The 25,195-nt window shown below is 63.3% G+C and carries 26 protein-coding genes; 13 read left to right on the plus strand and 13 right to left on the minus strand.

What is annotated here, in order from left to right; genetic code table 11:
* Positions 1-45 precede the first annotated feature (45 nt).
* Positions 46-921, minus strand: coding sequence for a 4-hydroxy-tetrahydrodipicolinate synthase (gene dapA, locus K3762_RS16605; RefSeq protein ID WP_067941085.1), 876 nt, complete (start codon positions 919-921; stop codon positions 46-48).
* Between the two features lie 124 nt (positions 922-1,045).
* Here dapA and K3762_RS16610 point away from each other — a divergent pair, with 124 nt between their 5' ends.
* Positions 1,046-3,010, plus strand: coding sequence for a transglycosylase SLT domain-containing protein (locus K3762_RS16610; RefSeq protein WP_206054271.1), 1,965 nt, complete (start codon positions 1,046-1,048; stop codon positions 3,008-3,010).
* Here the strand turns inward: K3762_RS16610 and K3762_RS16615 are convergent.
* Both K3762_RS16615 and mnmD read right to left on the minus strand, forming a co-directional pair.
* Complete coding sequence (locus K3762_RS16615) at positions 2,975-3,868, minus strand: DMT family transporter (protein ID WP_120351998.1); 894 nt, start codon at positions 3,866-3,868, stop codon at positions 2,975-2,977. The two genes, K3762_RS16610 and K3762_RS16615, sit on opposite strands and share 36 nt — an antisense overlap.
* Positions 3,865-4,539, minus strand: coding sequence for a tRNA (5-methylaminomethyl-2-thiouridine)(34)-methyltransferase MnmD (mnmD, locus tag K3762_RS16620; RefSeq protein ID WP_132443840.1), 675 nt, complete (start codon positions 4,537-4,539; stop codon positions 3,865-3,867). The genes K3762_RS16615 and mnmD overlap by 4 nt, the downstream gene beginning before the upstream one ends.
* Before the next feature lie 64 nt (positions 4,540-4,603).
* On the opposite strand from mnmD, the gene K3762_RS16625 reads away from it, so the two are divergent.
* Complete coding sequence (locus tag K3762_RS16625) at positions 4,604-5,635, plus strand: FAD-binding oxidoreductase (RefSeq protein ID WP_260010594.1); 1,032 nt, start codon at positions 4,604-4,606, stop codon at positions 5,633-5,635.
* A gap of 59 nt (positions 5,636-5,694) precedes the next feature.
* Here K3762_RS16625 and K3762_RS16630 read toward each other — a convergent pair whose 3' ends face one another.
* Positions 5,695-6,351 (minus strand): OmpA family protein, encoded by a 657-nt coding sequence (locus K3762_RS16630; RefSeq protein ID WP_067629273.1) that lies wholly within the window; start codon positions 6,349-6,351, stop codon positions 5,695-5,697.
* Between the two features lie 99 nt (positions 6,352-6,450).
* The gene (locus K3762_RS16635) at positions 6,451-7,353 is read right to left on the minus strand and encodes a bifunctional helix-turn-helix domain-containing protein/methylated-DNA--[protein]-cysteine S-methyltransferase (RefSeq protein ID WP_067629274.1); all 903 of its coding nucleotides are present in this window, start codon (positions 7,351-7,353) and stop codon (positions 6,451-6,453) included.
* Between the two features lie 109 nt (positions 7,354-7,462).
* On the opposite strand from K3762_RS16635, the gene nth reads away from it, so the two are divergent.
* The 3 genes from nth to K3762_RS16650 are packed head-to-tail and all read left to right on the plus strand — an operon-like array spanning position 7,463 to position 9,686.
* The gene (nth, locus tag K3762_RS16640) at positions 7,463-8,107 is read left to right on the plus strand and encodes an endonuclease III (RefSeq protein WP_132443842.1); all 645 of its coding nucleotides are present in this window, start codon (positions 7,463-7,465) and stop codon (positions 8,105-8,107) included.
* Entirely contained in the window at positions 8,104-9,093 is a 990-nt protein-coding gene (locus tag K3762_RS16645) for an adenosine kinase (RefSeq protein WP_132443843.1), read from the plus strand. The genes nth and K3762_RS16645 overlap by 4 nt, the downstream gene beginning before the upstream one ends.
* Entirely contained in the window at positions 9,093-9,686 is a 594-nt protein-coding gene (locus K3762_RS16650; RefSeq protein WP_132443844.1) for a GNAT family N-acetyltransferase, read from the plus strand. Before K3762_RS16645 ends, K3762_RS16650 begins: the two co-directional genes overlap by 1 nt.
* A gap of 30 nt (positions 9,687-9,716) precedes the next feature.
* Here K3762_RS16650 and K3762_RS16655 read toward each other — a convergent pair whose 3' ends face one another.
* From K3762_RS16655 to K3762_RS16665, 3 genes are read right to left on the minus strand one after another with little or no spacing between them, the layout of a single operon-like run.
* Positions 9,717-10,199 carry a hypothetical protein gene (locus K3762_RS16655; RefSeq protein WP_067629283.1) on the minus strand — a complete coding sequence of 161 codons (483 nt, stop codon included), beginning with the start codon at positions 10,197-10,199 and terminating at the stop codon, positions 9,717-9,719.
* Positions 10,196-10,678, minus strand: coding sequence for an RNA pyrophosphohydrolase (locus K3762_RS16660; protein WP_132443845.1), 483 nt, complete (start codon positions 10,676-10,678; stop codon positions 10,196-10,198). Before K3762_RS16660 ends, K3762_RS16655 begins: the two co-directional genes overlap by 4 nt.
* On the minus strand, positions 10,675-10,830 hold the full coding sequence (locus tag K3762_RS16665) for a hypothetical protein (protein WP_162931885.1): 156 nt from the start codon (positions 10,828-10,830) through the stop codon (positions 10,675-10,677). Before K3762_RS16665 ends, K3762_RS16660 begins: the two co-directional genes overlap by 4 nt.
* 171 nt (positions 10,831-11,001) lie before the next feature.
* Between K3762_RS16665 and K3762_RS16670 the strand changes: the two genes are divergently transcribed.
* The 4 genes from K3762_RS16670 to zapE all read left to right on the plus strand — a co-directional run bounded on the left by K3762_RS16670 (position 11,002) and on the right by zapE (position 16,401).
* Positions 11,002-13,029, plus strand: a complete 2,028-nt coding sequence (locus tag K3762_RS16670) for an NADPH-dependent 2,4-dienoyl-CoA reductase (protein ID WP_260010621.1) — start codon at positions 11,002-11,004, stop codon at positions 13,027-13,029.
* Positions 13,030-13,111: 82 nt separating this feature from the next.
* On the plus strand, positions 13,112-14,053 hold the full coding sequence (locus K3762_RS16675; RefSeq protein ID WP_132443847.1) for a zinc transporter ZntB: 942 nt from the start codon (positions 13,112-13,114) through the stop codon (positions 14,051-14,053).
* A gap of 144 nt (positions 14,054-14,197) precedes the next feature.
* Positions 14,198-15,103: a LysR family transcriptional regulator gene (locus K3762_RS16680; protein WP_067629295.1), complete on the plus strand. Its 906-nt coding sequence runs from the start codon at positions 14,198-14,200 to the stop codon at positions 15,101-15,103.
* Between the two features lie 239 nt (positions 15,104-15,342).
* The gene (gene zapE / locus K3762_RS16685; protein ID WP_260010625.1) at positions 15,343-16,401 is read left to right on the plus strand and encodes a cell division protein ZapE; all 1,059 of its coding nucleotides are present in this window, start codon (positions 15,343-15,345) and stop codon (positions 16,399-16,401) included.
* Between the two features lie 18 nt (positions 16,402-16,419).
* Here zapE and K3762_RS16690 read toward each other — a convergent pair whose 3' ends face one another.
* The 4 genes from K3762_RS16690 to K3762_RS16705 all read right to left on the minus strand — a co-directional run bounded on the left by K3762_RS16690 (position 16,420) and on the right by K3762_RS16705 (position 19,885).
* Positions 16,420-16,605 (minus strand): hypothetical protein, encoded by a 186-nt coding sequence (locus K3762_RS16690; protein ID WP_067629297.1) that lies wholly within the window; start codon positions 16,603-16,605, stop codon positions 16,420-16,422.
* A 96-nt stretch (positions 16,606-16,701) separates the two neighbouring features.
* Positions 16,702-17,973, minus strand: coding sequence for a folylpolyglutamate synthase/dihydrofolate synthase family protein (locus K3762_RS16695; RefSeq protein ID WP_260010628.1), 1,272 nt, complete (start codon positions 17,971-17,973; stop codon positions 16,702-16,704).
* Positions 17,970-18,929: an acetyl-CoA carboxylase, carboxyltransferase subunit beta gene (gene accD, locus K3762_RS16700; RefSeq protein WP_067941664.1), complete on the minus strand. Its 960-nt coding sequence runs from the start codon at positions 18,927-18,929 to the stop codon at positions 17,970-17,972. Before accD ends, K3762_RS16695 begins: the two co-directional genes overlap by 4 nt.
* Before the next feature lie 56 nt (positions 18,930-18,985).
* On the minus strand, positions 18,986-19,885 hold the full coding sequence (locus K3762_RS16705; protein WP_132443850.1) for a CPBP family intramembrane glutamic endopeptidase: 900 nt from the start codon (positions 19,883-19,885) through the stop codon (positions 18,986-18,988).
* A 210-nt stretch (positions 19,886-20,095) separates the two neighbouring features.
* Here K3762_RS16705 and ilvD point away from each other — a divergent pair, with 210 nt between their 5' ends.
* The 4 genes from ilvD (at position 20,096) to K3762_RS16725 (ending at position 23,719) form a co-directional block, all read left to right on the plus strand.
* Positions 20,096-21,862 carry a dihydroxy-acid dehydratase gene (ilvD, locus tag K3762_RS16710; RefSeq protein ID WP_260010630.1) on the plus strand — a complete coding sequence of 589 codons (1,767 nt, stop codon included), beginning with the start codon at positions 20,096-20,098 and terminating at the stop codon, positions 21,860-21,862.
* 22 nt (positions 21,863-21,884) lie between these two features.
* On the plus strand, positions 21,885-22,442 hold the full coding sequence (locus K3762_RS16715; RefSeq protein ID WP_260010632.1) for a hypothetical protein: 558 nt from the start codon (positions 21,885-21,887) through the stop codon (positions 22,440-22,442).
* 119 nt (positions 22,443-22,561) lie between these two features.
* Positions 22,562-23,335 carry a DUF6478 family protein gene (locus tag K3762_RS16720; protein WP_260010634.1) on the plus strand — a complete coding sequence of 258 codons (774 nt, stop codon included), beginning with the start codon at positions 22,562-22,564 and terminating at the stop codon, positions 23,333-23,335.
* A gap of 9 nt (positions 23,336-23,344) precedes the next feature.
* Positions 23,345-23,719 carry a hypothetical protein gene (locus tag K3762_RS16725; RefSeq protein WP_260010635.1) on the plus strand — a complete coding sequence of 125 codons (375 nt, stop codon included), beginning with the start codon at positions 23,345-23,347 and terminating at the stop codon, positions 23,717-23,719.
* A gap of 135 nt (positions 23,720-23,854) precedes the next feature.
* Here the strand turns inward: K3762_RS16725 and K3762_RS16730 are convergent, their stop codons facing one another.
* Positions 23,855-25,192 carry a S41 family peptidase gene (locus K3762_RS16730; protein WP_067629308.1) on the minus strand — a complete coding sequence of 446 codons (1,338 nt, stop codon included), beginning with the start codon at positions 25,190-25,192 and terminating at the stop codon, positions 23,855-23,857.
* Between the last annotated feature and the right edge of the window lie 3 nt (positions 25,193-25,195).

A 25,195-nucleotide genomic window follows, 5' to 3' on the forward strand; every position in this document is an offset into this window, starting at 1 on the left:
TCTCCACCCCCTCTTGCATTCAAATTCACAGCTTAAAAAGCAGGCTTAGTTCATCAAACCGGCATGACGCAGACCCGCATCGACTAGTTCCTTGGTCGGGTCCGTCAGCTCTGTCAGCGGCAGACGTACCTCGTCGGAACAGAGATCCAGCCGCGACATGGCGTATTTCACGCCAACCAGCCCCGGCTCGGTAAAGATCGCCTTGTGCAGCGGCATCAGACGGTCCTGCAATTCCAACGCCTTGGCGTAATCGCCCTCAAGGCAGGCCGCCTGCATCTGCGCGGAAAGACGCGGTGCGACATTGGCGGTGACCGAGATACAGCCAACGCCGCCTTGGGCGTTGAACCCATGCGCGGTGGCGTCTTCGCCGGACAGCTGGCAGAAATCCGGGCCGCAGGTGATGCGCTGATCGCTAACGCGCGCCAGATCGCCGGTGGCGTCTTTCACGCCGACGATGCGCGGCAGCTGGGCCAACTCGCCCATCGTCTCGGGCAGCATATCCACGACCGAACGGCCGGGGATGTTATAGATGATGATCGGCAGTTCACAGCAGTCGTGCACGGCGGTGAAATGCGCCACCAACCCGCGTTGCGTGGGTTTGTTGTAATAGGGCGTCACCACCAGCAGCGCGTCGGCGCCGACCTTTTCGGCGTGGCGGGCAAGACGGATGCTTTCGACCGTATTGTTCGACCCGGCACCGGCAATCACCGGGATGCGCCCAGCGACGGCTTTGACCACCTCTTCGACGACGGTCTCATGCTCGGCATGGCTCAGCGTCGGGGATTCGCCGGTGGTGCCGACGGGGACAAGTCCGCTCGACCCTTCGCCGATGTGCCATTCGATAAGTTTCTTGAGCGTATCCAGATCCAGCGCGCCGTTGCGAAACGGCGTGACGAGGGCAGGCAGAGAGCCTTTGAACATGTGCACGCTCCTTAAGTGCTGGCCGGCGGAAACCGGACTGGATGAAGACTTTTGCGGGGACTAATGTTTGATAAACGTCGCCCGAGCCATATGTTGCAAGGCTCTAGCCTCGGAGACGTAGGAAATGCAAGCGATGACGCGCCTGATGGCGATTCTCATGAGTGTTTTTGTCCTGACCGTGCCTGCGGAAGCGCAGCGCCCGCGCCCTTTGGGCTGGGCGATGGACGCGATGCGCAGCGGCAATTGGGACGCGGCTGCGGCCTTGGCCGCCCGCGATGGGCAGGCCGCCGTCGATGTGATCGAATGGCACCGCCTGCGCGCCGGGCGGGGTACTTATGCCGAAGCGCGTGACTTTCTGAACCGCAGGCCCGATTGGCCCGGTGAGGCATATCTGCGTCGGCAGACCGAAGAGGCGGTGATCAAGCAGTCCCAAGACGACATACTGGATTTCTTTTCGGCCATGGCCCCGCAGACCCCGCGCGGGGTGCTGGCCCATGCCAAGGCACTGATCGACAGCGGCCAGCGCGGCGAGGCCGAGGCGAACCTCGTTCTGGCGTGGCGCACCATGCCGATGAACGCCACCAGTCAGGAATTGTTCGTTGACGCACACAGCAGCCTTCTAGCCCCGCATCACGCGGCGCGCCTCGAAGAGATGCTCTGGCAGCGCGAGCATTCCGAAGCGCGGCAGATGTTCGATCTGGTTTCCAGCGCCGACAAGGCACTGGCCGAGACGCGCATCGCCCTGCAAAAGCTAGAAAGCGATGTAAACACCAAGATCGACGCCCTGCCTGCATCAAAGGCCGATGCGCCGGGGCTGGCACATGACCGCTTTGAGTGGCGGATGCGCAAAGGGCTGCGCGATGACGCCAAGGCATTGATGCTGGCAAAGTCGACCTCGGCTGTGGGGCTGGGCCAGCCCCCCGCTTGGGCCAACCGCCGCCGCGCCTTGGCGCGGGACGAGATGCGCAATGGCGACGCCAAAACCGCCTACCGGCTGGCCTCGCAACACTTCCTGACCGACGGCTCGAACTACGCGGACCTTGAGTGGCTTTCGGGCTATATCGCGCTGCGCTTTCTGAACGACCCAACGACTGCGTTGGGCCACTTTCAAAACCACGATAACGCCGTGGAATCCCCGATCAGCCAAGGCCGCGCCGGCTATTGGCAAGGCCGCGCGCTGGAGGCGATGGGCGATGCCGAAGGCGCTGCCAAGGCCTATGCCATGGGGGCGAAATATCAGACATCCTTCTATGGGCTGCTGGCCGCTGAGCGGGGCGGCATTCCCTTCGACGAAAAGCTAACGGGCGCGGCCCCTGCCCAAGACTGGCGAACATCCCCGCTCGCCCGCGCGCCCTTGTTCGAAGCCGGGCTGCTGTTGCAAGCCTCGGGTGAGCTGTCCACCGCAGAGCGGTTCTGGACCCATCTGGCAGAGCAACTGGTGCCCGAAGACATCGCCCTGCTGGGGCAGGCGGCAATTGACGCAGGCCAGCCGCATCTCGCGGTGATGATCGGCAAACGCGCGGCGCAGCGCGGGTTGGAAGTGCCCGCCCCCTATTACGCGCTGCACAGTCTGGTCGAGAAAGACCTGCCAATGGCCACCGAAATGACCCTCGCCATCGCGCGCCGCGAAAGCGAGTTTGACCCGAACGTCCAAAGCGGCGTCGGCGCGCGGGGCTTGATGCAGATCATGCCCGCCACGGCGAAAGACGTGGCACGCGATCTGGGCATCTCTAGCCAGCACACCACAGACCGCCTGACCGCCGACCCCGACTACAATGCACGGCTTGGGGCGACTTACCTGTCGCAGATGGCCGGGCAGTTTGACGGCAACGTATCCATGATGTCAGCCGCCTATAACGCGGGCCCCCGCCGCCCGCGCCGCTGGATGTCGACCTATGGCGACCCGCGCAAAGGTGAAATCGACATTGTCGATTGGATTGAGATGATCCCCTTCCGCGAGACGCAGAACTACGTGATGCGGGTGACCGAAAGCCTGCCCGTCTACCGCGCCCGTCTGGGGAAAGACCCGCTGCCGATCCCCTTTAGCGAAGAGTTAACCGGGTCGACGCTGAAGGCGTTCGCGCCATAGGGTGAACAGCCCCGCCGCCACGATCATGCCTGCGCCCAGCACCACGCTCGGGCGCAGCACTTCGTTAAAGACCGACAGGCCGATGATCACTGTAAAGATCAGCTGCGTATAGGCGAAGGGCTGCACGGCGCTCGCCTCGGCAACCTCATAACAGCGGATCAGCAGCCAGTGGCCCGTCACCCCGGTGATGCAGAGCGTGCCCATCAACAGCCAGTTGCCCGGTGTCATCGGCTCCCAAAACCAGACGCCCACGGCGGTCATCACCGCCGCCCCGGTCACGCCGGTCCAGAAGAAACTCGTCGCCGTATTGTCACGCCGCGCAACATAGCGGGTGAGCAGCCCGTAGACCGCGAACATCGCCGCCCCCGCCAGCGGGATCGCGGCGGCAGGGTCCACCACCCGCAGCCCCGGTTGCAGGATCACCAGCACCCCGATGAACCCCACACCAATCGCGGCCCACCGCCGCCAGCCGACCTTTTCACCCAAGATCGGGCCCGAGAGCGCCGCTACCAGCAGTGGATAACAGGTGAAGACAGCATGGCTTTCCACCAACCCAAGGATCGTAAAGCCAAGCACCATCGTACAAATCTGCGCCGACAGCAGCACGCCACGCAGGATCTGCACCGCAGGCTGCGTGGTCGCGGCGGCCTTGCGGATGCCACCCGCCTTGCGCAGAGCCAGCGCGATAACGAAAGCGGCAAAGAACCAATAGCGGATCATCACCACCATCAGCACATTGTAGTTCTCGGCCAGATGGCGCGACAGCCCATCTTGGACGGCAAAGACCATTGTCGTGGCGATCATCAGCATGATGCCAAGCGGGATGTTGTTGGATTGAGGCACGCTAGACTGGCTCATGCTGGCATCCGCGCGCGGGTCATGTGGCGTTTGCGGCCATAGCCGGGGATGCGGGTGACCTCGAATCCGCCTGCGCCAAGCGCGCGGCGCACGAAGCCTGCGGCGGTATAGGTCGCGGCGGTGCCGCCCGGCGTGGTGTGACGGGCAACCTCGGCCATCAGAGCATCGCCCCACAACTCAGGGTTCTTGGCGGGCGAAAACCCGTCGAGGAACCAAGCATCGGCCTGCCCCTGCCAAGCGGGAAGGGCTTGCCGCGCATCGCCGATGATGATCTCTGCCCGCAGGCCGGGCAGTTCCAACACGCCGCCGGTGCCATCCCACGCCGCTGTCAGCGCATCACGCCGCCCGTCAAGCGCGGGAAAGGCCGCATGGGCCTGCGCCATATCCTCAGGCCGCATTGGGTAGGCTTCGAAACTGGTGAAATGCAGCGGCCCTTCGTGGCCCGCGCGCATCCATGCGTCCCACGCCAGCAGCAGGTTCAGCCCGGTGCCAAAGCCCAGTTCGGCGATGTGAAAACCGGGGCGAAAACGCTCTGGCAGGTCATTGCCCGCCAGAAAGACATAGGCCGTTTCCGCCGCGCCGTCCTCTAGGCTGAAGTAGGGATCATCGAACTGGGTCGAGACGGGCACTTGGCCCTCGCGCCACGTGATCTGGGCATTCTGGTCTGGCACGGTACGTCCTGCTAGAGGGGGAGTGAAGTCGCGCAGACACTGCGCAAGCTGGCGGGGAATGGCAATGGTGGATGTAACCGTAAGAGGGGCCGGGATTTTTGGCCTGTCGGTGGCTTGGGCCTGCGCTCTGCGCGGCGCATCGGTGCAGGTGGTGGACCCTGCCGGGCCGGCGGCAGGCGCGTCGGGCGGGATCGTCGGCGCGCTGGCGCCGCATGTGCCAGAGAATTGGAACGCCAAGAAAGCGTTTCAACTCGACAGCCTTCTGAGCGCTGAGGCATTCTGGGGCGAGGTCGCAGCCACAGGAGGCGTCGCGCCGGGGTATATCCGCAGCGGGCGCCTGCAGCCTGTCGCGGATGAAGCGGCGCTGGCCCTCGCCCGACAACGGGAAGCCACGGCGGCGGCGCTTTGGCAAGGACGCGCGCAGTGGGAGGTTATCCGTGCCGAGGAGGACGCTTGGGCCCCCGCAAGCCCCACCGGCTGGCTGATCCGCGACACGCTGAGTGCACTCGTCCACCCGCGCCACGGCTGCAACGCACTGGTCGCAGCATTGGCGGCAAAGGGCGTCGAGATAATCAGCGAAGGCCCGGATCAAGGCAAAGTTCTTTGGGCCACGGGCGTGGCCGGGCTGGAGGCGCTCAACACAAATCACCCGCGTCTGGTTGGCGCAGGCATCAAGGGGCAAGCCGCGCTGTTGCAACTGGACCGAGGCGGCGCGGCGCAACTCTTTGCCGATGGGGTGCATGTCATCCCGCATCTCGACGGCACGGTGGCAGTCGGCGGCACGACAGAACGCGAATATGACAGCCCCGACAGCACCGATGCACAGCTTGACGCGGTGATCGCCAAGGCCCGCGCGGCGGTGCCCGCCTTGCAAGACGCGCCGGTGATCGAAGGCTGGGCCGGGCTGCGCCCCCGCAGCCGCAGCCGCGCGCCAATGTTGGGCGCATGGCCCGGCAGGCCGGGGCAGTATATTGCCAATGGCGGGTTCAAAATTGGCTTTGGTATGGCCCCCAAAGTGGCAGAGGTGATGGCCGATCTGCTGCTCGAAGGGCGCGATGCCATCCCCGAGGGCTTTAGGGTTGGCGATAACCTCTAGGCCAAAGAAAAACCCCGGCCAGTGGCCGGGGTTCAATACCGTTCCCAACGGGTCGCGGCTTAGCGCGCGTTGGGCAGGATCACGATCTCGACCCGGCGGTTCTGCGCCTTGCCTGCGGCACTCAGGTTGCTCGCCACTGGCTGGCTTTCGCCGCGGCCAAAGGTCTGCAAACGCTGCTGCGGCACGCCGTTGGACAGCAGGATGTTGCCAACAGCCTGTGCGCGACGCTCGGAAAGCTGCTGGTTATACGCCGCTTCGCCATCGCTGTCGGTGTGGCCGACGACCTGCAGGGTGGAGTTCTGATAAACGTTCACGTTCTGCGCCAGCGCGGCCAGATCGTCACGCAGGGCGGGCGATACGTTGGTGCTGTCGGTCGCGAACAGGATATCCTGCGGCAGGGTCACGATCAGACGGTCGCCGGTGTTGGTAATGACCACACGGCTGTCCATCGCGGCGCGCAACTCGGCCTCTTGCTTATCAAGCGAGTAACCCACGCCCGCGCCGATCGTGCCGCCGATCAAAGCGCCTTTCAGGGCGCCTTTGCCGTCACCTTCGGAAATCGCACCGGCAAGGGCCCCGACGCCCGCACCGATCAAAGCGCCATTCTTGGTCCGCTGGTTGGGATCGCCATTGCCGGGCTGCAGTGGCTGCGTACACGCACCCAGTGTCATCGCGCCGGCCAGAGCGGCGGCCAAAGTCATCTTCGAAGAAATCATGTCTACTGCCTTCATGTTTGCGGGCCCCGTTCGGGCGGGGCATCTTGACGTGAACGCAATATAGGCACTCAATGTTCCCGCGAACATTACATATAACCTTTATTCGGCAGAAACCCGCCCAGATGGGGGAGTTTGCGCTTCTGCCCGCGCGGATTCAAAGGCCAGCATCGCCCGTTTCACCGGCAGACCCCAGTGATAGCCGCCCAAACCGCCGCTTTTGCGCAGCGCGCGGTGACAGGGGATCAGCCAACTCACCGGATTGCGCCCCACCGCCGTGCCTACGGCGCGCACGGCACGGGGGCTGCCGACGGTCTGCGCAATTTCGGAATAGGTGGTCACCTGCCCCGACGGGATGCTCAATAGCGCCTCCCAAACCTTGATCTGAAACGGCGCACCGATGAGATAGAGCGGTGCCTTCGCTTCGGGGTCTTTCTGCATCCCAAACGCGGTGTCGACCCATGGGCGCAGCCGGTCGGGTGCTTCGACGAACTCAGCCAGCGGCCACCGGCTGCAAAGGTCCTCCATCGCTGCGTCCTCTCCCACCTCCGACGAAAGTGCCAAGCCGCAGATGCCTTTGTCGGTGCCCATCACCAGTGTCGGGCCAAAGGGGCTGTCAAACCATCCCCAATAGATCGTCAGCCCTGCGCCTTTGCGGGCGAACTCACCGGGGCTCATCGCCTCCCAGCGCAGGAACAGATCATGCAACCGCCCGCTGCCTGATAGCCCCAACTCATGCGCCGCCGCCAATGTAGTGAAGTGATCGCGCAGCATGACCTTGGCCTGATCCAGCATCAGATATTGCTGGTAGCGCTTGGGCGACACCCCCACCCAGCGCGAGAACAGCCGCTGGAAATGCGCGGCGGACATGCCCATTTCCCCGGCGATCCAGTCCAGTTGCTTGGGGTCTTCGGCCTCGTCGATCAGGGCGATGGCGCGGCGCATCACCTGATAGTGGTAACCCTGATCTTCGGGCGCGGGGGATATCTGTGCGATCTGTGTCATGCCCCTAGATTAGCCACGCCCCTGCCCCCGCGCGACCCGTTTCTTGCGCCAATGTATCGCAGCCCGCCCCCGCTTGCCCTGCCGCGTCATTCATCGCATACCCAGAGCCATGGCCCGCCAACTTGATTATCATACCATCCGCGAGATCTTCGCACGCTTCCAGCAGGCAGAGCCTGAGCCCGAGGGCGAGTTGGAACATGTGAACGTCTATACGCTGGTTGTGGCCGTGGCGTTGAGCGCGCAATCGACCGATGCGGGCGTCAACAAAGCCACGCGCGAGTTGTTCAAGATCGCCGACACCCCGCAGAAGATGCTGGATCTGGGGGTTGAGGGGCTGATCGACCATATCAAGACCATCGGCCTCTACCGTCAGAAAGCCAAGAACGTCATCAAACTGAGCCAAATCCTTGTTGATGACTATGGCGGCGAGGTGCCGAACTCTCGCGCGGCACTGCAATCGCTGCCGGGGGTGGGGCGCAAAACGGCGAATGTGGTGCTCAATATGTGGTGGGGCCAGCCCGCGCAGGCGGTGGACACGCATATCTTCCGCGTTGGCAACCGCACCGGCATCGCGCCGGGCAAAACCGTCGACACAGTCGAGCGCGCCATCGAAGACAACATCCCCGCTGATTTCCAGCGTCATGCCCATCACTGGCTGATCCTGCATGGCCGCTATCATTGCAAGGCACGCAAACCGCTGTGCCGCACCTGTATCATCCGTGACCTGTGCCAATACGAGGACAAGACAGAATGACCCAATACGAAGTGGTTGGCATCGGCAACGCCGTCGTCGACGTGATCTCCCATGCCGATGACACATTCCTTGCCGAGAACGGCATCGAAAAAGGCATCATGCAATTGATCGAACGTGACCGCGCCGAAGACCTCTATACAGCGATGCAAGACCGGGTGCAGACGCCGGGCGGCTCGGTCGCGAATACCGTCGCGGGCGCGGGCGCGCTGGGCCTCAAGACCGCCTTCATCGGCCGGGTGCGCGATGATGAGTTGGGCCAGTTCTATGCCAAGGCGATGACCGACATCGGCATTGATTTCGTCAACGCCCCGGTGACCGAAGGGGAGAACCCCACCTCGCGCTGCATGATCTTTGTCACCCCGGATGGGGAGCGGTCGCTGAACACCTACCTCGGCATCTCGACCGGGCTGACCTCGGCTGATGTGCCGCAGGCGGTGACGGAGAAGGCCAAGCTGATGTTCCTCGAAGGCTATCTTTTTGACCACGGTGCCGGCAAAACCGCATTCCGCGAGGCCGCGCGCGCGGCGACGGCGGGTGGCGGCATGGCGGGGATCGCCATCTCCGATCCCTTCTGTGTGGAGCGTCACCGCGATGATTTCCTCGCGCTGATCAAGAACGATCTGGGCTATGTCATCGGCAACGAGGCCGAGATTCGCGCCCTCTGGGAAACCGACGATACCGAAGCCGCGCTGGCCAAAACCGCCGAGATTTGCCCGCTGGTGGTCTGCACCCGGTCGGGCGACGGGGTCACGCTGGTGCGGGGCGAGGAACGTGTCGACGTGCCGGTCGAAAAGGTCGTGCCGGTGGATGCCACGGGCGCAGGCGACCAATTCGCGGCGGGCTTCCTCTATGGTCTCGCCACGGGCCGCGATCTGGAGACCTGTGGCCGCATGGGCAACATCTGCGCAGGCGAGGTGATCCGCCACATCGGCCCCCGCCCCCAGACTGACATCATGGCCCTGTTCAAGGCCGAAGGGCTGGTCTGATGATTGAAAGCGGCTTTCACGATGTTCCCCCCGGCAAACTTGCGGTGGTGGTGACCCATTTGGAAATGGACGCCAAACCCAGCCTGCGGGAGGTGCCCCTGCCAGAGGGAGTCACCTTTCGGAAGGTCACACCGACGCTCGACTGGTTTCGCGACATTTTCCGGCGCGTCGGGATGGATTGGCTCTGGTACGGGCGGCTCAAACTGGATGACGCAGCTCTCACCGCGGTGCTGCAAGACCCGGCACGGGCCTTCTATACACTGACCCGCGATGGCAAGGACGAGGCGCTGCTAGAGCTGAACTTCCCCGAAGATGGCACCTGCGAACTGGCCTATTTCGGGCTGACCTCGGCGCTGATTGGCAGTGGATCAGGGCGGTATCTGATGAACCAAGCGATCACCCTGGCCTGGGAACAGCCGATCACCCGGCTGCACCTGCACACCTGCACTAACGACAGCCCGCAGGCGCTTGGGTTTTATGTGCGCTCAGGCTTCACCCCCGTTCGCCGTCAGGTCGAGATCGACGACGATCCGCGCCTGACCGGCCTGCTGCCGCGCGATGCGGCGCCGCAAGTGCCGCTGATCGAAGGGTAGGAACGGCGAAGGGTAAAAACTGCCGCCGGATCACCGAACCGGCGTGCACTCTGCCCCTTGGAAACAAGCGATCACCTTGTCGACCATTGCAGGCTTCGGCGAACCAAAGAGGTCGCCGCCGCAGGGGTTGCTTTCCAGTGCATAGGCCCCATCCGGTTTGCGTTCGAGAAAGGCCAGAACGTCCCCTTCCTCGGCAGAGCCGCACCACGGGCCGAAACACAGGACGTTGAGCATCAACGGCTGGTCAAAGGGCACGTCAAAGCCCCCTTCCGACAACGCCTTGCCGCTGATTTGCGCCCGGAGCGGCGTCTCTTCGGGCGGGTTGCTCCCGACTTTGCCGGTCTTTGGCAAGGCGGCAGCGTCAAAGGTCAGACGCCCCTGCACCACGACATAGCTCTCTTCGGCCTTGGCCGCACGTTGATAGGTCGCCTCAACCGAATGGGGCAGACAACTAAGCGCAAGCGCAGGCAGCGGGGCCAAGGTGGCGAGGGCGCAGGCGATGATCCGTGTCATAACTTCTCCTCAAACTCTTCAAGAACTGCCGTGTATACCGCGCGTTTGAACGGCACGATATTCGCGACCAGTTGATCTGCGGGCATCCAACGCCATTCCGAGAATTCAGGTTCGGCCGTCTGGATATTGACCTGATCGTCCTGCCCCAGAAAACGCATGAGGAACCATTTTTGTTCCTGCCCCCGGTAGCGCCCTTTCCAGATGTTGGGCACCAGTTCATGCGGCAGATCATAGGGCAGCCAGCGTGAGGTCTCGGCCTCGATCCGCACCAGATCGCGGGGGATGCCGGTCTCTTCCTCCAACTCGCGCAGGGCCGCATCGGGCGCGGCCTCGCCCTTGTCCACCCCGCCTTGGGGCATCTGCCAAGCGTCCTGATCCCGGTCGCGCCGCTGGCCGACAAAGACCTCGCCCTCAGCATTCACCAGCATCACGCCGACGCAAGCACGGTAGGGCAGTTTGGCAATCTCTTCGGGGGTCATGTCAGTATCTTCTCCATTTCAAAGCGGTCCAGATATTCACCTGACCGTGCGATGCGCTCTGCTGCGATAACACGAAAGCCCATAGCCTCAAAGGCAGGGCGCGCCATCAGGAGGCTGGCATGGGTCGACAGCCGGGCCTCGCCCTTCGGCAATCGCTGCCTGCTCGACCCAGTCATAGAGCGCAGCGCTACCCCTCCCAGCCCCATCCAACACCTCTGTCTTGACCCGCCGTGAGCCGCGCGGATGACGCGGCGTTTCGCGTGACTTGCCCTGCCGTTTCCGATGGTGTCACAGTGACCCAGCCCACCCAGAAAGGTAAAGCCATGTCCGATTACCCCCACCTGCTTGCCCCGCTCGACCTTGGTTTTACCACGCTGAAGAACCGTTTGCTGATGGGGTCGATGCATACCGGGCTGGAGGAAACCGGCGACTGGAACCGCGTGGCGGAGTTCTATGCGGCACGGGCGCGGGGCGATGTGGGGCTGATGGTCACCGGCGGCATCGGGCCGAACCGCGAAGGTGCCGTGGCCCATGGGGCGGCAATGATGGTCAGCCAGAAGGACGTGGACAACCACAGCATCATCACCCAGCGGGTGCATGAAGCGGGCGGCAAGATCGCCATGCAGATTCTCCACGCGGGCCGCTATGCCTTTACCCCCGAATGCGTGGCCCCAAGCGCGATCAAATCCCCCATCTCCATGTTCGCGCCCAAGGAGCTCGACGAGGAAGGCATCGAGAAACAGATCGCCGACATCGCCGCCTGCGCCCTGCGCGCGCGAGAGGCGGGCTATGATGGGGTCGAGATCATGGGCTCGGAGGGCTACTTTCTGAACCAGTTCCTCGTCACCCATACCAACAAGCGCGAAGACCGCTGGGGCGGTTCCTATGAAAACCGCATGCGCCTGCCGCTGGAGGTGGTGCGCCGGGTGCGCGAAACGGTGGGCGAAGATTTCATCCTGATCTACCGGCTGTCGATGATCGACCTCATCCCCAACGGATCGACCTTTGAGGAGGTCGTGCAACTGGCCCAAGAGGTCGAGAAGGCGGGCGCCAATATCATCAACACCGGCATCGGCTGGCACGAGGCGCGCATCCCCACCATCGCCACTTCGGTGCCGCGCGCGGCCTTTGCGTGGGTCACGAAAAAGCTGATGGGCAAGGTGGGCATCCCGCTCATTACCTCGAACCGGATCAACACGCCCGAGGTCGCCGAAGAGGTGCTGGCGGAGGGCTGCGCCGATATGGTCAGCCTCGCGCGGCCCATGCTGGCCGATGCCGATTTCCTTGCCAAGGCCAAGGCCGGTCAGGCTGAGCGGATCGCCCCCTGTATCGCCTGCAACCAAGCCTGCCTCGACCATACTTTCGGCGGCAAGATCTCCACCTGCCTTGTAAACCCGCGCGCCTGCTATGAGACGGAATTGCGAATCGAACCGGTAGCGGCGGCGAAATCCGTGGCCGTGGTCGGTGCTGGCCCTGCGGGCTTGTCCGCCGCGATTACTGCTGCCGAGCGCGGCCATAAGGTCACCTTGATAGACCGCGCGAGCGAGATCGGCGGGCAACTCAACCTCGCCAAGCAAGTGGCGGGGAAAGAGGAATTCTGGGGCTTGGTCGATTGGTACCGCACCATGCTCAAGGTCCACGACGTGACCGTGCAGCTTGAGACCGAGGCCACGGCGGACGCGCTTCGCGGCTTCGACGAGGTCATCATCGCCACCGGCGTTGTGCCGCGTGACCCACAAATCCCCGGCCAAGACGGCGACAACGTGGTCAGCTACATCGACGTGCTGAACGGCACGGCAAAGGTCGGCCAGCGTGTCGCCGTGATTGGCGCGGGCGGGATTGGCTTCGACGTGTCGGAACATCTGGTGCACGACGGCGAGAGCAGCACGTTGAACCTCCCCGAATGGATGCGCGAATGGGGCGTCACCGATCCGGGTGCGCACCGCAGCGGGTTGGCCCCCGAAGGCCCGCAACCCCCGGCACCTGCGCGGCAGATCACCATGCTGCAACGCAAGACCAGCAAGCCCGGCAAAGGCTTGGGCAAGACCACGGGCTGGATTCACCGCGCCTCTCTCACCATGCGCGACGTGAAGATGATCGCGGGCGTGAACTACGAAAGTATCGACGGGTCCGGCCTGCACATTACCTTCGGCGAGGCGCGCGAGAACCCCACGCTGATCGAGGCCGACACCATCGTGCTCTGCGCCGGACAACTTTCTGACCGCAGTCTTGCCGACACCCTAGAGGCCAGCGGCACCCCCTGTCATGTGATCGGCGGTGCCGACGTGGCCGCAGAACTCGACGCGAAACGCGCGATCAATCAGGGCACACGTCTGGCTGCTGCCCTTTAGCACCCGCACTGCGCGCGCCCTTGCACCCGGCGCGCGCAACCCGCTAAATCGCCTGACCGCTTTTGCCAGCCAATAGGTGACCATGCCCCTCTGCGTCTTTGACATATCTGATGACGGCACCACCACGGTGCCCGAAGACACCCAACTGACCGGGCCTGCGCGCTACCGTTGGTGGCATTTCGACATGGCCGATCCCGCGCTGGCACCATGGCTGGCCGAACACCTGCCCGAGATCCCGGCGGGTGCATTGCTGCAACCCGAAACGCGCCCGCGCTGCGATGAATATGAGGACGGTCTGATCCTCAATCTGCGCGGCATCAACCTGAACGAAGGGCAGCAGGCCGACCAGATGGTCTCGGTCCGGATGTGGGTGACGGATGCGGTGGTGATTACTGTGCGGATGCGCCGGGTCTTTGCCATCGACGAATTGCGCGCGCTGGCCGCCCAGAGCAACGCCCCGCCCCGGCCTTCGGCCTTCCTCGAAGCGCTGGTCTCAAGGTTGACCGCACGGGTGCAGATCGAAGTGGCGCGGCTGGCGGACCGCACGGCTTTCTACGAAACCGACCTCGAAGACCTCAGCACCCCGCCGCCCAAAGACCTGCCCGTCACCCGCCGCAGCACGATCAAACTCGAACGCTACCTCGCCCCGCAGCGCAGCGCGTTGGAACGGTTGGCGGACCTAGACCTGCCGCTGATCCCGAATGTCGATTCGATGAAGCTGCGCGAGTTGGCCAACCGCACCGCCATCGTGGTGGAGGAACTGGACGCCCTGCAAGAGCGCATTGTCACGGTACAGGACGAACACGACAACCAAGTCGCCCAACGCCAAGCGCGCCATGGCTATGTGCTGTCGATCGCCGCCGCCGTGTTCCTGCCGCTGGGGTTTCTGACCGGGCTTTTCGGCGTGAACGTCGGCGGGATGCCCGGCGTGGACGATCCGCGCGCCTTTGCCGTCCTTTGCCTTGCCATGGTGGGCCTCGCCGCGCTCATGCTGGCGGTTCTGAAATGGCTGCGCTGGCTGTAAGCCCCTCGGAAACGGATTGTTCTGCCGTTTCCATGCCATGAACGATCCCTGCAAAGACCACGGGACTGTCTTGCCTCTGCCCCGATCCTGCCTGAATTGCCGCCCATACCTGAGGGCAACAAGATCAATGCGAAGGGACAGGCAATGGACCGCCTTACGGAAATGGAAGCGTTTGCCACAGTGGTGGATCAAGGCGGCTTTACAGATGCTGCCAAGAAGATGGGGATCTCGAAATCCGCCGTCTCAAAGCATGTATCCTCACTTGAGGCCCGCTTGGGGGCGCGGTTGCTTAACCGTACCACCCGCCGCGTGTCGCCCACGGAGATCGGGCTGGCCTATTACGACCGCGCCCGCCGCGTGCTGAACGACGCAGGCGAGGCCGATGCGCTGGTCACCTCGATGCAATCCGCGCCCTCGGGGCTGTTGCGGATTTCGGTGGCGACGGATTTCGGCGTCAATCACCTGTCGCCCGCTTTGTCGGAGTTCTTGCAGGACTTTCCCGACATCACGGTGAACATGGTGCTGAACAACCGTTACGTTGAGCTGATCTCGGAAGGGTTCGACATGGCCGTGCGCATCGGAGAGTTGGAGGACAGCACCCTGCGCGCGCGCAAGCTGACCGAGACGACCAAACGCATGATCGCCAGCCCGAAGTATTTCGAGCAGTACGGGCGGCCGGAAAAGATCGATGATCTGAACAATCACAAGCTGCTGCATTACTCGAACCAGTCGTCTGGCAATGTGTGGAAACTGACCGCACCTTCGGGTGAAAAGCGGCAGGTCCGCACGGCGGGCTGGCTGTCGGTCAATGACGGGCAGAGCCTTTTGAACGCCGCGATTTCGGGACTGGGGATCGCCTATCTGCCGAGCTTTCTTTACGCCGATGCGATGGAGAAAGGGTTGGTCGAGGATGCCATCCCCGAACTGCCGCTGGAAACCCAAGGCATCTACGCCGTCTATCCTCCGGGCCGGTTCACCCAGCCGAAGGTGCGGGCGTTCATCGACTTCCTCGTGCATGAATTTGCCGAGAAGGGGCCGACGGACTGGTAAACACACTCGGCCCGGAATCAAGCCGCAGGCGCCGGGCCATCGCCTGCCCGCCCGGACGGGTAGGCGATTTAGTACGGCTAGGTGAGACTTGGCAAACGCACATCATGGTTGAGCCATAAAGTGGCAGCGACCTGCCGCGGATCGCCGACCCGCGGGCAGCCGATGGCCCTCAGTTGCTACGCACTCTGCCACACAAGACCACCTTTCCTCTCCCCCACCAGCACGCTATCTCTCCCGCCATGAGCAATATGCGCGAAACCTATGCCCGGCTTGTCGCCGAGGGCAAGCTACAGGCCGACCCGGCCCAAGAAACCGTCATGGCGGAGTTTGACCGCATCCGCGATGCGCTGGCCAACCCCCCGAAGAAAAGCTTCTTTCGCAAGGCGCCCGAACCGCCCAAGGGGCTGTACCTCTGGGGTGGCGTGGGGCGCGGCAAGTCGATGCTGATGGACATGTTCGTGGCGCATCTGCCCGACGTGCCCGCGCGCCGGGTGCATTTCCACGCCTTCATGCAGGAAATCCACAACGCCATGCATGAGGTCCGCAAGACCGGCGTGGATGACGCCATCGCGCCCGTTGCCCGCGATGTGGCCGACAGCGTGCGCCTGCTCGCTTTCGACGAGATGCAGATCACCGACATCACCGACGCGATGATCGTGGGCCGCCTGTTCGAGGCGCTTTTTGCCGCCGGGGTCGTGGTCGTCACCACCTCCAACCGCCTGCCCGATGACCTGTATAAAAACGGCATCAACCGCGAGGTGTTTGTCCCTTTCATCGACCTCATCAAAGAGCGCATGGTGGTGCATGAACTTGCCAGCCCGACCGACTACCGCCAAGATCGGCTGGCCGGGTCGCAGGTCTATTTCACCCCCGTCAACGCCGAGAGCCGCGCCGCGATGAATGCGGTTTGGGACGATCTGGCAGGCACAAAGGGCGAGCCGCTGACCCTTCACGTCAAGGGCCGCGAAGTGGTGATCCCGGCCTTTCACAACGGCATGGCCCGCGCCGGTTTCCACGCGCTTTGCGGGCAGCCCTTGGGGGCCGCGGATTACCTCGCGCTGGCGCAGGCCGTGCGGGTGCTACTGCTGGACAACATCCCCACCCTCGGCCGCTCGAACTTTAACGAGGCCAAGCGCTTTGTCACGCTCATCGACGCGCTTTATGAGGCGAAGGTGCGGCTGATCTGCTCTGCCGCCGCCGCGCCGGAAATGCTCTATCTCGAAGGCGAAGGCACCTTTGAGTTCGAGCGCACAGCCTCCAGACTGCGCGAAATGCAGGGGGAAGACTGGGGGCGCTGACCGCCCCCTGCCGCCAAATCAGGAATCACTTACCGGCTGCATATGCAGGTCATTGCCCTGCAAAATCGGGTGATAAGGCCGCTCGACTTCATAAAGCCACCACAGGCCGCCTGCGATGATGGCGACACCTATGGCCATGAAGATAAATTGATATTTCCGTGCATCGTCCTGATCGTGACGCGCGGACTGGCTGAAATTGCGCATGGGGACACCTCGGTCAAATTCGAAAGGGGAGACTTCCTAAGACCAAGATACACCACATCTGCACTTCGCAGCAGCGGTACACCCAAATATGGTTAACTAGACGTTTTCACGCAACACGCTACCGGCAAGGTAGAGTGAGCCGCAGATCAGCACACGCGCATGGGGTTCGCGGGCGATGATCGCCTTGAGCGCCGCGGTGACATTCTCGGCCTCGGCGGTCTCGAACCCGACATCACGCGCCACTTTGGCCGTCGCCTCGGCAGGTAGGGTCGCCGCCTCGCCGGGGATCGACACGGCGGTCAGACTTGCCGCCTCTGCCGCCAAGGGGCGCAAGTATCCGGCGATATCCTTGGTGTTCAACATGCCGCAGATTAGATGCGTCGGGCGTTTCGGCAAAGCGGCCAGCGTCGCGGCCAGCGCCACGCCTGCGGCGGGGTTGTGCCCGCCGTCCAGCCAAAGCTCACCCTCGGGTGCCATGCGGGCCAGCGGCCCCTCTGACAGCCGCTGCATCCGCGCGGGCCACTGCGCCTGCGTCACTGCAGCCTCGCAAGCCTCTGCATCGATCCCAAGCTGGCGCAGCGCCGCCAGCGCGGCCCCCGCGTTCATGATCTGATGGTCGCCGGGCAGATTGGGGCGCGGCAGATCAAGCAAGCCGCGCTCATCTTGATAGACCATGCGCCCTGCTTCGGGCGCGACATGCCATTGCTGGCCATAGGCCAAAAGCGGCGCGCCCAGTTTCGCGGCGCGGTCTTCGATCACCTCAAGCGCGGGGTCTTGCTGCGGGCCGACCACACAGGGCACAAGACGCTTGATAATGCCAGCCTTCTCGCCCGCGATTTCGGCCAGCGTTTCGCCCAAATACTGCTGATGATCGACCGACACCGGGGTGATCACGGTCAGCGCCGGGTCGATCACATTTGTCGCATCCAAGCGCCCGCCTAGCCCCACCTCCAGCAGCGTGTAATCGGCTCTGCTGCGCGAAAAAGCGAGGATGGCGGCGCAGGTGGTGATCTCGAAATAGGTGATCTCTCCGCCGCCATTGGCGGCGTGGCATTCATCTAACACGGCCGCCAGATCGGGCTCTGAGATCAACTGCCCTGCAACGCGGATACGCTCATGAAACCGCGCCAGATGGGGTGAGGTATAGGCGTGCACCGTCTTGCCCGCCGCCTCTAGCCCCGCGCGAATCATCGCTTGGGTCGACCCTTTGCCATTGGTGCCCGCAATGTGGATCACCGGCGGCAGGTTGTTTTGGGGGTTGCCCAATGCCTCCAGCAGCCGCCACATCCGGTCAAGCGTCAGATCGATGATCTTGGGGTGCAGCGCCATCATCCGTTCAAGGATGACATCCGATGAAGGCGTGCTCATTTCTTCTTGGGCGTGTCGGCGGGCAACTCCGCTGCGGCCTGAACGGCGGCGGCGGCCTCGGCCACCTCCACTTCTTCGGGCGCGGGCAGGTCACCGCGCACGGCGGGCGGCAGGCCCATCAGCATGCGGGTAATGGTGATCAATTCATCACGCATCTCGGTCCGCTTGGTCACCCGGTCGAGCATCCCATGGTCGAGCAGATATTCCGCCCGCTGAAAGCCCTCGGGCAGTTTTTCACGGATGGTCTGTTCGATCACACGCGGCCCGGCAAAGCAGATCAGCGCGTTCGGCTCGGCAATCTGCACGTCGCCCAACATCGCATAGGACGCGGTGACGCCGCCGGTTGTGGGATGGGTCAGCACAACGATATAGGGCAGGCCCGCCTCTTTCAGCATCTGCACAGCGACCGTGGTGCGCGGCATCTGCATCAGGCTCAGGATACCTTCTTGCATCCGCGCGCCACCGGCGGCGGAGAACAGCACCAGCGGGCGCTTCAGCTTCACGGCTTCTTCAGCGGCGGCAATGATCGCATTGCCGACATACATGCCCATGGAACCACCCATGAACGAAAAGTCTTGCGCGCAGGACACAATCGGCGTGCGGCCAATCTCACCCGTAACCACGAGCATGGCTTCATGTTCACCCGTCTGCTTTTGCGCGGCCTTCATCCGGTCGGGATAGCGTTTCTGATCCTTGAAATGCAGCGGGTCGGGCGTGGGTGCAGGGACCTTCACCTCGGTAAAGATGCCACCGTCGAACAGCGCCTTGAACCGCTCGCGCGGGCTGATGTGCATGTGATGGCCGCAGTTGGTGCAGACGTTCAGATTATCCGCCAACTCGCGGTGAAACAGCATGGTGCCGCATTCGTTACACTTGGTCCACAGGTTGTCCGGCGTCTCGCGGCGCGAGAAGATCGAGTTGATACGCGGACGGACGTAGTTTGTGATCCAGTTCATTGGCAGGCCTCTGCTGTGGTTCCGTTCCAGATAATCCCCGCATGGGGAAATTGCAATCAGCGGCGTATCGCCAGCCTTGCCGCGAGCCACGACACCAACATCAACGCGAAATCCACCGGCAACCAAGTCCGCAACGCCGCCGCGTCATCCATCGAAAACGGCGTCAGATAAAGCGCCAGCCCCGAAAGATCATCCGGCAGAGAGACAATGAGAATGGCAGAGACATTGTTCCACAGATGCACCGCGATGGCGGGCCCAAGCGAGCCGGAGCGCGCAGTAAGGTCAGCCATCAGGATGCCGAAGACCCCAGCCCAGAGCGCCACCATCAGCGCATTCTCCCCCGCCTCGGCAGGCAGGTAGTGACCAAGCGCGAAAAGCGCCGAGGGCAGGACCATCCAGATCAGCGGCGAGCGAAACCGTGCCGCCAGTTGCTGCTGTACATAGCCGCGAAAGACGATCTCTTCGGCGCTGACCTGCACCAACACCGCCAGCAGCGACAGTGGCAAAAGCAGCAGCCAGCGGCCAAGCGGCAGGTTCGGCGTCAGTTCGCCGCCCATGTCCCACGGCGGCAGGACCAGCAGCACCGCCCCAAGGGCCAGCATAGCAAGGGACACCGCGCGAAAACTCGGCCAAAGCCGCCCCGGCACGCCCAGCAAGCTGCCCGCGCTGCGCCGGTGTACGACCCGCACAGTCACACCGACCGCCATCGCCATGGTCCCAAAGCTGAACAGCAGCAGATACATGGCCTGCGGCGTGGCCCCTTCAAGCAGGTTGCCATGCAGCGATGCCGCCGCCGTGCCTGCCAGCGCATAGACCGTCTGAAAATAAAGCTCGTTCAGCGCGACATAGGCCACCACCGCCACGAACAACCCCAAGAAAAACCGCCAAAGCGCCGATGAGGCGCGTGCGGGCGCGACGAAGGCCGCATGGGCGCTGTAATCGGGCCGCCACGTCATAGGAGGCGCAGGTCGGATCGAGGGTGGTTCTTGCAGAGCATATGCCAGGCTTTCACGCTTGCGGGCAGGTCAAACCGACCGCGTCAGAAGGTCAGAACCTATGCCCTAACACGCTGCGATACAACAGTTCCCCCGCCTCATACGCGCCAAAGCCTTGCAGCACCGCCCCTGCCCCTCTATTCCATTCAAGACGTTTCAAGGAGCCCACCGATGTCCACCACGCCCCGCTTCGACAAATCCCGGCTGCCCAGCCGCCACGTGACCGAAGGCCCGGCCCGCGCGCCGCACCGGTCTTACTACTATGCCATGGGCATGACCGAAGAAGAGATTCACCAGCCGTTGGTGGGCGTCGCCACCTGCTGGAACGAAGCAGCCCCCTGTAACATCGCGCTGAACCGTCAGGCGCAGGCTGTAAAAGTAGGCGTGCATTCCGAACAGGGCACCCCGCGCGAATTCACCACCATCACCGTCACCGATGGCATTGCGATGGGCCATGAGGGCATGCGTTCCTCGCTGGCCTCGCGTGAGGCGATTGCCGACACTGTTGAGCTGACCATGCGCGGCCATTGCTATGACGCGATCGTGGGTCTGGCGGGCTGTGACAAGTCGCTGCCGGGGATGATGATGGCCATGCTGCGGCTCAACGTGCCGTCGGTCTTCCTCTATGGCGGGTCGATCCTGCCGGGCAAAGCGCCTGCCGGGGCCGATGTGCCCGAGGATTTCGCCAGCCGTGACCTGACCGTGCAGGACATGTTCGAAGCCGTGGGCCGCTTCCAGAACGGCTCCATGTCGCAGGCCGCTTTGGACGTGCTTGAGCGCGTGGCTTGCCCATCGGCGGGTGCTTGCGGCGGCCAGTTCACCGCAAACACCATGGCCTGCGTGTCGGAGGCCATCGGCCTCGCGCTGCCGAACTCTTCGGGCATGCCAGCGCCCTATGAGAGCCGTGACGCCTATGCCGAAGCCTCGGGGGCGGCGGTGATGAACCTGATCGAAAAGAACATCCGCGCGCGTGACATCTGCACCCGCGAAGCCTTCGAGAACGCAGCGCGCATCGTGGCCTGCACCGGCGGCTCGACCAACGCGGGCCTGCACCTGCCCGCCATGGCCCATGAAGCCGGGATCGAGTTCTACCTCGAAGACGTTTGCGAGATCTTCCGCGACACGCCCTATTTCGTCGATATGAAACCGGGCGGCGCTTATGTGGCCAAAGATCTTTACGATGCGGGCGGCGTGCCGGTGGTGATGAATGAGTTGCGCAAAGCGGGCCTTATTCACGAAGACTGCATGACCGCCACCGGATACTCGATGGGCGAAGTGTTGGATCAAGTGACCCGCGAAGCAGACGGCAAGGTGATCCACTCGGTCGCCAATCCGATCAGCAAGACCGGCGGTGTTGTCGGCCTCAAAGGCAACCTTGCCCCCGAAGGCGCCATCGTGAAAATCGCGGGCATGTCGGAAGAAGACATCGTTTTCACCGGCCCGGCACTGGTGTTCGAATGCGAGCAGGACGCCTTTGAAGCCGTGCAAAACCGCGCCTATTCCGAAGGCGACGTTTTCGTGATCCGCAACGAAGGCCCCGCAGGCGGCCCCGGCATGCGCGAGATGCTGGCGACCACGGCGGCGCTTTCCGGTCAGGGCATGGGCAAAAAGGTGGCGCTGATCACCGATGGCCGTTTCTCGGGTGCGACGCGCGGTTTCTGCGTCGGTCACGTGGGGCCAGAGGCCGCGCACGGCGGGCCGATTGCGCTGCTGAAAAACGGCGACATGATCACCCTTGATGCCATCACCGGCAGCATCAGCGTCGATCTGAGCGAGGATGAACTAGCCGAGCGCCGCAAAGGCTGGGCTGGCCCCCGTGCGACGAACTACCAAAGCGGCGCGCTGTGGAAATATGCCAAGCTTGTCGGCCCCACCTACCTTGGTGCCGTGACACATCCGGGCGCTCAGGCCGAGACCCATGATTACATGGACCTCTAAGCGCCCTCTTGCGGCACTTGCTATGCTCACCCTGTCCGCCTGCGAAGGCGGTCAGGGTTTTTCCTTTGGCGGCGGCACCGGCGCGCCCGACAAACCCCTGCGGCAAACGGCGCTTGCCGGGGGCGCGGTGCAGGTGGTGCCCCCGCAGGGCTATTGCATCGACCCCAAAAGCCTCAAACGCCGCTTTGCCCTGATGGCGCGCTGCGATGCGCTTGGCCTACCGGATGTGGTCACCGCCGCGCCGCGTGGCATCCTAACGCTGGCGCTGATCGAGGCCGAGGCAGAAGCCCCTCTACCCACCCCGCAACAGGTCGCCGAGGCCACTGGCCTGAGCCAGCTGCAAGAGGCCGGCAGCATTGAAGGCGCAACGATTTTTGTGGCCCAAGGGCCGGTGCCCGCCGAGGGCATGTCGCCCCGCCACTGGCGCGGCATGGCACGGATCGGCGGCCATGTCGCCAGCGTCACCCTGTACGGCGCACCGCAAAGCCGCGCCATTTCCGAAGAGGGCCGCGCACTGGTCGCAGACCTGATCCGACAAAGCCACAGCAAAAGCGCGAAGAGTGCCGCCGCGGGCAGCTGACCCGCCCGTTGTTTCCAAATTGGCAACACTGCCCGCCCCCGGAAACAATCACGGGGGCTATTCATTTGAACGAAATGCCCGCCTTGCATAGACTGCGACAAAACGAGAGGCGCAGGTTCATGGTCAACTTCCCCAGCGGCTATCTGGAGAGCAAGCTCTATGCCCGCGCGCTGCAACGTTGGGCCGATGCGGCTCGCAAGGCCGCCACGGTCGATCTTGCCACCCTGCGCCGCCAACGCAGCCGCGCCCGGCTGCTGCGCGCCCAACTGGATCGTCTGATTCACCGCGCAGAAGACCGCCTCGCCCTGCCCGCGATTGGCGCCAGCGGCTTTCCGAAACCGCATAACGCCGATTGGGCATGGCGGCCCGAGCTTTGGCGCGGCCCGCTTGCCACGCCGGGGATGTCGTCGGTCGAAACCAAATCGACACTGGGCGAGGAAGTGACCCTATTCCACGATTGCGCGCAATCGGAACTGACCCTGCGCCAGTTGCGCAACCTGCGCGAGGCCGATTTGGCCCCCTATGGGCTGCAACTCGATGTCTTCAAATTTGATGGGTCTTTCCTGTCGCTGGTGATTAACCTGCCCACCGACGCCATCACCGGATTGAAACGCCGCCACCTGATCCGCATGGATACGATCGTGCAATTGGAACACCCGCTTGAGATCTTTGCCCGGCTCAACATCCGCCATGGTCCGAACACCGAACAGATCGTCCGCGAACTGCCCGTTGGTCAGGAAAACATCAGCGTCGAATTCGATCTGGCCTATAGCAAGCTCAACGAAAAGCGGATCGAGGCGGCATGGATCGACCTTATTTTTGAGGGGCCGGACATGAACCAAGTCGTGCTGCGCGACCTCACTTTCTCGCGCCGCCCCCGCGCCCAGATCTAGGACCCCGTCATGAGCCACTTTGACCTGACCAAGACTGTATTGCGCCAAGGCATCTGGCACGGCGTGCTGACCGCCCAGGACGGCACCGACACCCCGCAGATCAGCGTGACGCATGAAGGCAAAGGGGTGGCAGAGGTGACACTGGAAGCCGAAGGGACCGAGGGGCGCTGGCACCTCTCCTTCGCCCTCCCACCCGAGGCGATTGCCGATGGGGTGCAGACCCTCGTTATCACCGAAAAGACCAGCGGGGCGCTCTTGGGTCATGTGACACTGATCGCGGATGAAGCGCTTGGCGATGACATTCGGGCCGAGATGGACCTGCTGCGGGCCGAACTCGACATGCTCAAACGCGCCTTTCGGCGGCATTGCCGCGAAACGGGGTAAGGCGGGCGCCGCCCCGCACTGCAATCGGAACGCGGCGCGCTCTAGGTCCTGCCCCGCCCCACCGCCAACGGACCGGCCCCAAACAAAAAGCCCCGCTGTCTCCAGCGGGGCTTTTTGCATCTTGTTTACGATATTTTACTCGTTCGGGCCCAAAGCCGACAGACCCTTGAGGATGTCGATGGCATAGGCCAGTTGGTAATCCTCTTCACGCAGCTCAGCCGCCTTGCGGGCCTTTTCGCGGTCGTCCTCGATCTGTTTGATCTGATCGTCGGTCAGGCTGTCATTGTTCAACCGCCCGCGCAGGTCGGCTTCGGAGCGGAGGGGGCGTGCCGACAATGCTTCGTCTTCCTCGGTCTCCGGTGCGGCTGGGGGCTGGGCCACAACGATGTCAGGCGATACGCCAAGCGCTTGGATCGACCGGCCCGAAGGCGTGTAGTAGCGCGCCGTGGTCAGGCGCATGGCCCCGTCGCCGCGCAGTGGCATGACGGTCTGAACCGACCCTTTGCCGAAACTCTTGGTGCCGATGACGATGGCGCGGCGGTGGTCCTGCAAGGCCCCCGCGACGATTTCCGAGGCCGAGGCAGAGCCGCCGTTGATCAGCACCACAATCGGTTTGCCCATCGCCAGATCACCCGGCGTGGCATTCACCCGGTCACCATCTTCGATGTCGCGGCCACGGGTGCTGACGATTTCCCCTTCTTCGAGGAAGGCATCCGACACGGCAATCGCCTGATTGAGCAAGCCGCCGGGGTTGTTGCGCATATCAATGACGATGCCGTTGATATTCTCCATGCCACCCGCGTCTTCGATCTGCTGCTCCAGACCCTCTTTCATCTTGGGATAGGTCTGTTCGTTGAACGTTGTCAGACGCAGCACGGCGGTGTTGCCCACGGTCCGGGCGCGCACGGCGGTCAGCTGGATTGTGTCGCGCACGATGGAAACGTCGAAGGGCTCGGGCTCCCCTTCGCGCACCACGGTGATGAGGATCTCTGACCCCACCGGCCCGCGCATCATCTCGACCGCGTCGTCGAGGCCAAGACCCAACAGGCTTTCACCATCGACATGGGTGATGAAATCCCCCGCCTCAATCCCGGCCTCAGCAGCAGGGGTGCCATCAATGGGCGAGACGACTTTGACGAAACCCTCTTCTTGGGTAACCTCGATGCCCAAACCCCCGAATTCGCCGCGCGTCTGCTCGCGCATCTTTTCGGCGTCCTTGGGCGACAGGTAGGACGAATGCGGATCAAGCGAGGTCAGCATACCGTTGATGGCGGCTTCGATCAGGTCACCGGGGTCGACATCTTCGACATATTGCGCGCGGATGCGTTCGAAAATATCTCCGAAAAGATCAAGCTGTTCGTAAACATTTGTCGTCTTCTCGGCCTCTTGCGCCAGCAGCGGTCCGGCGATCTGAGTGGTTGCCACCACCCCCGCGACCGTGCCTGCAACGGCTGCCATCACGAATTTCTTCATCTG

Origin of the sequence: Sulfitobacter sp. W074 (assembly GCF_025142275.1) — a bacterium.
Classification (GTDB): domain Bacteria; phylum Pseudomonadota; class Alphaproteobacteria; order Rhodobacterales; family Rhodobacteraceae; genus Sulfitobacter; species Sulfitobacter profundi.

What these genes read in the sequence shown, in the direction of transcription:
- K3762_RS16705 (WP_132443850.1), bottom strand. Translation starts at nt 19,885, where the DNA reads ATGACGTGGCGGCCCGATTACAGCGCCCATGCGGCCTTCGTCGCGCCC.
- K3762_RS16725 (WP_260010635.1), top strand. Translation starts at nt 23,345, where the DNA reads ATGAGCCACTTTGACCTGACCAAGACTGTATTGCGCCAAGGCATCTGG.
- K3762_RS16730 (WP_067629308.1), bottom strand. Translation starts at nt 25,192, where the DNA reads ATGAAGAAATTCGTGATGGCAGCCGTTGCAGGCACGGTCGCGGGGGTG.
- K3762_RS16635 (WP_067629274.1), bottom strand. Translation starts at nt 7,353, where the DNA reads ATGACACAGATCGCACAGATATCCCCCGCGCCCGAAGATCAGGGTTAC.
- ilvD (WP_260010630.1), top strand. Translation starts at nt 20,096, where the DNA reads ATGTCCACCACGCCCCGCTTCGACAAATCCCGGCTGCCCAGCCGCCAC.
- dapA (WP_067941085.1), bottom strand. Translation starts at nt 921, where the DNA reads ATGTTCAAAGGCTCTCTGCCTGCCCTCGTCACGCCGTTTCGCAACGGC.
- K3762_RS16720 (WP_260010634.1), top strand. Translation starts at nt 22,562, where the DNA reads ATGGTCAACTTCCCCAGCGGCTATCTGGAGAGCAAGCTCTATGCCCGC.
- K3762_RS16630 (WP_067629273.1), bottom strand. Translation starts at nt 6,351, where the DNA reads ATGATTTCTTCGAAGATGACTTTGGCCGCCGCTCTGGCCGGCGCGATG.
- K3762_RS16695 (WP_260010628.1), bottom strand. Translation starts at nt 17,973, where the DNA reads ATGAGCACGCCTTCATCGGATGTCATCCTTGAACGGATGATGGCGCTG.
- K3762_RS16670 (WP_260010621.1), top strand. Translation starts at nt 11,002, where the DNA reads ATGTCCGATTACCCCCACCTGCTTGCCCCGCTCGACCTTGGTTTTACC.
- K3762_RS16650 (WP_132443844.1), top strand. Translation starts at nt 9,093, where the DNA reads ATGATTGAAAGCGGCTTTCACGATGTTCCCCCCGGCAAACTTGCGGTG.
- K3762_RS16655 (WP_067629283.1), bottom strand. Translation starts at nt 10,199, where the DNA reads ATGACACGGATCATCGCCTGCGCCCTCGCCACCTTGGCCCCGCTGCCT.
- K3762_RS16680 (WP_067629295.1), top strand. Translation starts at nt 14,198, where the DNA reads ATGGACCGCCTTACGGAAATGGAAGCGTTTGCCACAGTGGTGGATCAA.
- K3762_RS16660 (WP_132443845.1), bottom strand. Translation starts at nt 10,678, where the DNA reads ATGACCCCCGAAGAGATTGCCAAACTGCCCTACCGTGCTTGCGTCGGC.
- K3762_RS16645 (WP_132443843.1), top strand. Translation starts at nt 8,104, where the DNA reads ATGACCCAATACGAAGTGGTTGGCATCGGCAACGCCGTCGTCGACGTG.
- K3762_RS16675 (WP_132443847.1), top strand. Translation starts at nt 13,112, where the DNA reads ATGCCCCTCTGCGTCTTTGACATATCTGATGACGGCACCACCACGGTG.
- zapE (WP_260010625.1), top strand. Translation starts at nt 15,343, where the DNA reads ATGAGCAATATGCGCGAAACCTATGCCCGGCTTGTCGCCGAGGGCAAG.
- accD (WP_067941664.1), bottom strand. Translation starts at nt 18,929, where the DNA reads ATGAACTGGATCACAAACTACGTCCGTCCGCGTATCAACTCGATCTTC.
- K3762_RS16715 (WP_260010632.1), top strand. Translation starts at nt 21,885, where the DNA reads ATGCTCACCCTGTCCGCCTGCGAAGGCGGTCAGGGTTTTTCCTTTGGC.
- nth (WP_132443842.1), top strand. Translation starts at nt 7,463, where the DNA reads ATGGCCCGCCAACTTGATTATCATACCATCCGCGAGATCTTCGCACGC.
- K3762_RS16615 (WP_120351998.1), bottom strand. Translation starts at nt 3,868, where the DNA reads ATGAGCCAGTCTAGCGTGCCTCAATCCAACAACATCCCGCTTGGCATC.
- K3762_RS16610 (WP_206054271.1), top strand. Translation starts at nt 1,046, where the DNA reads ATGCAAGCGATGACGCGCCTGATGGCGATTCTCATGAGTGTTTTTGTC.
- K3762_RS16625 (WP_260010594.1), top strand. Translation starts at nt 4,604, where the DNA reads ATGGTGGATGTAACCGTAAGAGGGGCCGGGATTTTTGGCCTGTCGGTG.
- K3762_RS16690 (WP_067629297.1), bottom strand. Translation starts at nt 16,605, where the DNA reads ATGCGCAATTTCAGCCAGTCCGCGCGTCACGATCAGGACGATGCACGG.